Annotated in this window: 4 protein-coding genes and 1 pseudogene; 3 read left to right on the top strand and 2 right to left on the bottom strand. The window is 75.4% G+C overall.

What is annotated here, in order from left to right; translation table 11 throughout:
* A partial coding sequence (locus ACFV0G_RS29375) for a diacylglycerol/lipid kinase family protein (RefSeq protein WP_380554565.1) occupies nucleotides 1-1,109 on the bottom strand: 1,109 nt, incomplete at its 3' end.
* A gap of 203 nt (nucleotides 1,110-1,312) precedes the next feature.
* Here ACFV0G_RS29375 and ACFV0G_RS29370 point away from each other — a divergent pair.
* Both ACFV0G_RS29370 and ACFV0G_RS29365 read left to right on the top strand, forming a co-directional pair.
* Complete coding sequence (locus tag ACFV0G_RS29370) at nucleotides 1,313-2,539, top strand: aromatic acid exporter family protein (protein WP_380554562.1); 1,227 nt, start codon at nucleotides 1,313-1,315, stop codon at nucleotides 2,537-2,539.
* Nucleotides 2,540-2,632: 93 nt separating this feature from the next.
* Nucleotides 2,633-3,433, top strand: coding sequence for a helical backbone metal receptor (locus tag ACFV0G_RS29365; RefSeq protein WP_380554558.1), 801 nt, complete (start codon nucleotides 2,633-2,635; stop codon nucleotides 3,431-3,433).
* A 7-nt stretch (nucleotides 3,434-3,440) separates the two neighbouring features.
* Here ACFV0G_RS29365 and ACFV0G_RS29360 read toward each other — a convergent pair whose 3' ends face one another.
* Entirely contained in the window at nucleotides 3,441-4,160 is a 720-nt protein-coding gene (locus ACFV0G_RS29360) for a TetR/AcrR family transcriptional regulator (protein ID WP_380554555.1), read from the bottom strand.
* A 115-nt stretch (nucleotides 4,161-4,275) separates the two neighbouring features.
* Here ACFV0G_RS29360 and ACFV0G_RS29355 point away from each other — a divergent pair.
* A pseudogene (locus ACFV0G_RS29355) lies at nucleotides 4,276-5,489 on the top strand (saccharopine dehydrogenase C-terminal domain-containing protein).
* The last annotated feature ends 150 nt before the right edge of the window (nucleotides 5,490-5,639 follow it).

Below are 5,639 nucleotides of genomic sequence, written 5' to 3'. Positions count from 1 at the left end.
AGGGTCACACCCGCGGCCTGGCCGCCGCGCAGTGCCAGCTCCGCGGCCTGCGCGGCGCCGGTCACCCGCACCCCCAGCACGCCGAGCACCCCGCGGTCCAGCCGCGGCCGGCGCCCGGCGGCCAGCAGGTCGGCGCCGGCGTACGGGTTGTTGCTCACCAGGACGGCCTGCGGCTCGGTCAGCCGCTCGGCGCCCGCCTGCGCGGTCAGCCGCGCCCCCGCGTAGCCGACCAGCAGGTCGGGCAGGGCGGCGAGCGCCGTCGCCGTCTTGGCGTCACGGTACTCCGGCGACTGGACGATCTCCGCGTACACACCGAAGGAGACCGAGTTGACGAAGGCCCGGTCGGCCACCCGGCCCAGGTCGATCCGGAGCTCCTCGCCGTCGTGGAGCGCGTCCAGGCTGAGCGACGGGTCGGCCCGGTCCAGGCCCAGGTCCATCGCCAGGTGGTTGCGGGTGCCCGCCGGGACGACCAGGAACGGCACGCCGTGCTGCGCGGCGACGGCGGCCACCAGCGCCTGGGTGCCGTCGCCGCCGGCCACCCCCAGCAGGTCGGCGCCGTCCGCGAGGGCCTGCCGGGCGATCGCCGTGACGTCCTGTTCGGTGGACGTGTCCAGGAGGACGACCCGGGCGCCCAGCGCCTCGGCCTTCGCCACCAGGTCGAACCGGCCGACCTTCCCGCCGCCGGACTTCGGATTCATGATCAGCACCGGGCTGCGCAGCGGGCCGGCCGGCCGCGCCGGCATCGGCTTCGGCGGACGGGCCTGGTGCAGCGCCGCCCGTCCGGCGGCGAGCCCCGCCACCCACAGACCTGTCGCGGCGAGCACGGCGGGCCACAGGTCGTTGCCCGCGAACAGCGCGACCACGCCGACCGGGGCGCCGACCGCCAGCAGTACGCCGACCAGGCGCAGCAGACCGTGGTGCGCGAGCGCCCACCAGAGGCCGACCGCGGTCAGGGCCAGGCCGCCCAGACCCGCCAGGATCACCAGCGCGCCGGCCAGGCCGGTGTCGACCGCCAGGACGACGAGCGCCGCAACCACGCAGAGCACCGACGCCCGTGCCAGCAGCCGGGCGCGACCCCCGCCCCCAGGACCGGACCCGCCGTTCGTCATCCCGACCTCCCTGCGCCTGCACGGATGTGCGCCCAGCGAAACCCGGGCGGGTCGCGTCCGCGAGCCCGTTGCTGCAACCGGGTGGTGCCGGCTGCCCCGGCGCCCGTTCCCCTGGTGCCCGCCGGGCCGTCCGGTATGCCCGTCCGGGTGGGAGATCGGCTCGCGGCAGGTGCGCGGGCCCCGGATCGGGGAACACGTGGACCGTGCCTGGTGACAGCGGAACGGTGGTGGCCCGGGTCCGGCGCCGGACGCGGGACCCGGTCGTCCACCTGACGATCCGGGCGACCCTGGCGGCCACCCTCGCCTACGCGGTGGCGACGCAGTTGAGCAGCGAGCCGGCGCCGCTGACCGCCCCGCTGACCGCGCTCCTGGTCGTCCAGGTCACCCTCTACTCCACCCTCACCACCAGCATCCGCCGGGTGAACTCGGTGGTGGTCGGCGTGGTGATCGCGATCGGCTTCAGCTCCGTGATGGGCCTGTCCTGGTGGAGCCTGGGCCTGATCATCCTGGCCTCGCTGACGATCGGCCAGTTCGTCCGGGTCGACGAGTTCGTCAACGAGGTCGCGATCAGCGCGATGCTCGTCCTGGGGGTGACCCGGCTCGCCAGCCAGGCCTGGGACCGCGTCCTGGAGACGCTGATCGGGGCCAGTGTCGGCCTGCTGTTCAACCTGCTGTTCGCGCCGCCGGTCTGGGTCGACACGGCGGGCGAGTCGATCGAGGACCTCGCCCGGCGCGCCCGGCACCTGCTGCTGCGGATCGGCGACGCGCTGGGCGACCACACCCCGGTCGAGCAGGCGGCCGCCCGGCTGCACGAGGCCCGTGCGCTGGACCAGGCGATCGCCGACGTCGACGGGGCGCTGCGGCAGGCCGAGGACAGCCTGCGCCTCAACCCGAGGATCAGCGAGGGCACGCTCTCCCGGCTCGTCCTGCGCACCGGCCTGGACACCCTGGAGATCTGCGTGGTGGTCGTCCGGGTGCTGGCCCGCTCGCTGACCGACCTGGCCAAGCGCCGCGGCAGCGACGAGGCACTGTTCCCGCCCGACGTCGCGCTCGCCCTGGAGGAACTGCTCACCCATGTCGGCGGCGCCCTGGTCAGCTTCTCCGTCCTGGTCACCACTCAGGTCAGCCGGAGCGCCGAGGAGGCCGAGGAGCGGCTGGCCGCGGAACTCTCCGCCGCCTGGACCTGCCGGGAACGCGCCGCCCACATGCTGCTGCGCCGGGTGCAGGAGCATCCCGAGGCCTGGCAGCTGCACGGCGCCCTGCTGGCCGAGGTGGACCGGATCCTCGACGAGCTCGACCTGGAGCACCGCTCCCGGCGGCTGATGGAGGAGCTCGACCGGGCGTCCGTCGCCAACCGGGAGCGGTTCACCGCCTTCGGCCGGCTGCGCGGGGTGCTCCGCGGCGAGGGGCTGCGCCGCCGCGACCGCTGACCCGCGGACCGGTGGCCCGGGCACCGCCCGCGGACCGGGCACCCCTGCCGCCGACCCGCGGACCGGCCCGGGCGGTGCCGCTACGGTGGGCGCATGACCTCGGCACCGGTGTTCCGCGACGTCCCCGACGACCGGGGCACGGTGGTCCGGATCGGCCCGGTGCGCCGCGTGGTGTCGCTGGTGCCCTCGCTCACCGAGGCGCTGGCCGCCACCGCGCCCGGTCTGCTGGTGGGCGCCACCGACTGGTGCACCCATCCGGCGGACCTGCCGGTGGCGCGGATCGGCGGCACCAAGAACCCGGACGTCGCACGGATCACCGCGCTCCGGCCGGACCTGGTGGTCGCCAACGAGGAGGAGAACCGGGCCGTCGACCTCGCCGCGCTGCGCGCCGCAGGAACGGCCGTCTGGGTCACCGAGGTCCGCACCCTCGACCAGGCCCTCGCCTCGTTGGACCGCCTGCTGACCGTGGCCTGCGCGCTGCCCCGGCCGGCCTGGCTGGACGAGGCCGAGCGGGCCTGGCAGGCCCCGCCGCGGCCCGCCGGTCCGCCGCGCCCCGCCGTGGTGCCGATCTGGCGGCGCCCCTGGATGGTGCTCGGCCGCGACACCTTCGCGGGCGACCTGCTGCGGCGGCTCGGGGTGCACCAGCTGTACGCCGACCATGCGGAGCGCTACCCGGCCGTCCCGTTGGCGGAGCTCCGCTCCTGCGGCGCGCAGCTGGTGGTGCTGCCGGACGAGCCGTACCGGTTCGCCGCGGACGACGGGCCGGAGGCCTTCCCCGGCCTGCCCGCCGCGCTGGTGAGCGGCCGTCACCTCACCTGGTACGGGCCGTCGCTGGCGGCCGCGCCCGAGGTGCTGGCCGCCGCTCTCGCCGCGGCCGCGCCCGCGGCGGACTGAGCGGCGGTCAGCGACCGGCGTCGGTGCGCACCGCCGCCAGCTGCGCGGCGGCGCTGTCGAGCAGCATCTCCAGCGCCACCGGGTAGGCGCTGTCGGTCATCCGCCCGGCCAGCAGCCCGGCGGTGGCGGCGATGTTCGGGTGGGTCTCGGCGGGCAGCCGGGCGTACGTGGACTCCCACATCCGCTCGTCGGCCTCCCGCGCGGCGGCCGGGAGGGCGAGCGAGGCGGCGTCCAGGGCGGCGAAGGCCAGGCTCTGGTCGATGAACGCGTGGTAGATCCGCACGGCAGCCGCGTCCGGGAAGCCGGCGCCGCGCAGCACCCCGAGGACCGCCTCGTCGGCGGCCACCTCGCGGGCCCGGCCGGTGACCCGGCTCGCGGTGAGCACCGCGGCCTGCGGGTGGTCGAGGTAGGAGCGGTGGATGCGCAGCCCGAGCTCGCGCAGGTCGTCCCGCCAGGAGCCGGCCGCCGTCCAGCCGTCCAGGGCACGGCCGATCAGCTCGTCCCCGATGGCCAGGGTGAGCTCGTCCATGCCGGCGAAGTACCGGTAGAGGGCGCTGGGGTCGGCGCCGAGGGCCAGGCCCAGACGGCGGGCGGTCAGCCCGGCGCCGCCGTGCTCGCGGAGCATCCGCAGCGCGGTCTCCACGATCATCCGCTCGGAGAGCACCGCGCCCTGCCGGGTGGGCCGCCTGCGCCTGCGGTCGGCCTCCGCCACCACCTGTTTCGCCACCGGCCTGCTCCTTCGCCCGCGCGAGCCTTATGCCAACGCCATTGACGTTACCAGGTGGCGAGGAGTTGCATCGGTCCCACGGAGGCGAGAGCCTCGGAACGGAAATGAGGTCACCATGCGCGTACTCCTCGTCGGTGCCGGCGGTGTCGGCACGGCCATCACCCGGATCGCGGCCCGCCGCGACTTCTTCGAGCACATGGTCGTCGCCGACTACGACCTGGCGCGGGCCGAGGCCGCCGTCGCGGCCCTCGGCGAGGCGGGCGCCCGCTGGCGCGCAGCGCGTCGACGGACCGGGCGCAGGTCGTCGCGCTGCTCACCGAGCACCGCTGCGACGTCCTGCTGAACGCGACGGACCCGCGCTTCGTGATGCCGCTGTTCGAGGCGGCGCTGGAGGCGGGCGCCGACTACCTCGACATGGCGATGTCGCTGTCCGCCCCGCACCCGGAGCGCCCGTACGAGGAGTGCGGGGTCCGGCTCGGCGACGGGCAGTTCGCGCAGGCCGAGCAGTGGGAGAAGGCGGGCCGGCTGGCGCTGGTCGGCATGGGCGTGGAGCCGGGGCTGTCCGATGTGTTCGCCCGGCACGCGGCGGACGAACTGTTCGACGAGATCGAGGAGATCGGGATCCGCGACGGTGCCAACCTGACCGTCGAGGGCTACGACTTCGCGCCGTCCTTCAGCATCTGGACCACCATCGAGGAGTGCCTGAACCCGCCGGTGGTCTGGGAGAAGGACCGCGGCTGGTTCACCACCGCGCCGTTCAGCGAGCCGGAGGTCTTCGACTTCCCCGAGGGCATCGGCCCGGTGGAGTGCGTCAACGTCGAGCACGAGGAGGTGCTGCTGGTGCCGCGCTGGGTCGACGCCCGGCGGGTGACCTTCAAGTACGGGCTGGGCGACGACTTCATCGGCAAGCTCAAGACCCTGCACGCACTCGGCCTGGACAGCACCGCACCGGTGACCGTCCGCAGCGGTGCGGGCACCGCCGAGGTGTCGCCGCGCGACGTGGTCGCGGCCGTGCTGCCCGACCCGGCGACGCTGGGCGACCGGATGCACGGCAAGACCTGCGCCGGCACCTGGGTGAAGGGCGTCAAGGACGGCGCCCCGCGCGAGGTGTACCTCTACCACGTGGTCGACAACCAGTGGTCGATGCGCGAGTACGGCTCCCAGGCCGTGGTCTGGCAGACCGCCATCAACCCGGTGGTCGCGCTGGAGCTGGTGGCCGCCGGCACCTGGGCGGGCTCGGGCGTGCTCGGCCCGGAGGCGTTCCCGGCCCGCCCGTTCCTCGACCTGCTCACCGCCTACGGCTCGCCGTGGGGCATCCGCGAGCAGTGAACGGCGCGGGTGGGACCGCCGGCGCCCCGGCGGCGCCGGCGGGGCCCCCCGGGAGGTCACCGGGCGGCCCGGCCCGGGCGGGCGCGTTTAAACAACAGACGCGGCCCCCGAGAGTGGGGGGGGTTTTATCGGGGGGGGGCGGGGTCTTAA

It is taken from the genome of Kitasatospora sp. NPDC059571, from assembly GCF_042735675.1.
Lineage (GTDB): Bacteria > Actinomycetota > Actinomycetes > Streptomycetales > Streptomycetaceae > Kitasatospora.
The sequence above is the reverse complement of the archived record's forward strand: the minus strand, read 5'-3'. Positions and strand labels throughout refer to the sequence as shown.